The organism is Thalassotalea sp. G20_0, from assembly GCF_017744175.1.
In the GTDB taxonomy this organism is placed as follows: Bacteria; Pseudomonadota; Gammaproteobacteria; order Pseudomonadales; family Endozoicomonadaceae; genus Endozoicomonas.
Genome location: NZ_JAGHQV010000214.1, coordinates 1 through 1,260, shown reverse-complemented (window position 1 = coordinate 1,260; position 1,260 = coordinate 1). Strand labels below are relative to the sequence as shown.

Below are 1,260 nucleotides of genomic sequence, written 5' to 3'. Positions count from 1 at the left end.
GACCCTGCCCTGCTTGAAAGAGGGCTGGCAGGAGGGCAAAGACGAGGACGTTAAGGGCAAACCGCTCGACCGGGCACTGGTCACCAATATTTCCTCCATGTGTCATGGCAAAGGCTTACCGAAAGATAAGGACGTGAAGGCCTTCCTGACCCTGACCTGCTTGAAAGAGGGCTGGCAGGAGGGCAAAGACGAGGACGTTAAGGGCAAACCGCTCGACCGGGCAATGGTCACCAATATTTCCTCCATGTGTCATGGCAAAGGCTTACCGAAAGATAAGGACGTGAAGGCCTTCCTGACCCTGCCCTGCTTGAAAGAGGGCTGGCTGGAGGGCAAAGACGAGGACGTTAAGGGCAAACCGCTCGACCGGGCACTGGTCACCAATATTTCCTCCATGTGTAATGGCAAAGGTTTACCGAAAGATCAGGACGTGAAGGCCTTCCTGACCCTGCCCTGCTTGAAACAGGGCTGGCAGGAGGGCAAAGACGAGGACGTTAAGGGCAAACCGCTCGACCGGGCACTGGTCACCAATATTTCCTCCATGTGTTCCTCTAAAGGCTTACCAAAAGACAAGGACGTGAAGGCCTTCCTGACCCTGCCCTGCTTGAAACAGGGCTGGCAGGAGGGCAAAGACGAGGACGTTAAGGGCAAACCGCTCGACCGGACACTGGCCACCAATATTTCCTCCATGTGTTCCTCTAAAGGCTTACCGAAAGATCAGGACGTGAAGGCCTTCCTCACCCTGCCCTGCTTGAAAGAGGGCTGGCAGGAGGGCAAAGACGAGGACGTTAAGGGCAAACCGCTCGACCGGGCGCTGGTCACCAATATTTCCTCCATGTGTAATGGCAAAGGCTTACCGAAAGATAAGGACGTGAAGGCCTTCCTGACGCTGCCCTACTTGAAAGAGGGCTGGCAGGAGGGCAAAGACGAAGACGTTAAGGGCAAACCGCTCGACCGGGCACTGGTCACCAATATTTCCTCCATGTGTCATGGCAAAGGCTTACCGGAAAAGACGAAAGTGCAAGCCTTTATTCAATGGCTACCCGCGGATGAAAAGAAGAGTCTTCTGAAACTTTCTTGCCGCATATTTGCAGGCTTTGGAGTACCCTCAGGAAAAAAACTGACTGATAATGAGAACAAACTCCGCCAATGTCTTAAACAGCAAGGTTATTCTACGGACATTGGAGGCGACAGCAGTGATGAAGAAGATGAACTTTTAGAATCAAGTCAAATGAAAGCACTGGCTCTGTACTTCTCTTCTGC

1 protein-coding gene is annotated in these 1,260 nt (G+C 52.8%); it reads left to right on the top strand.

The window, feature by feature from the left end:
- Window positions 1-1,260 (top strand): hypothetical protein (locus tag J7438_RS25595; RefSeq protein WP_209278863.1); only part of this gene is annotated, 1,260 nt, incomplete at both ends.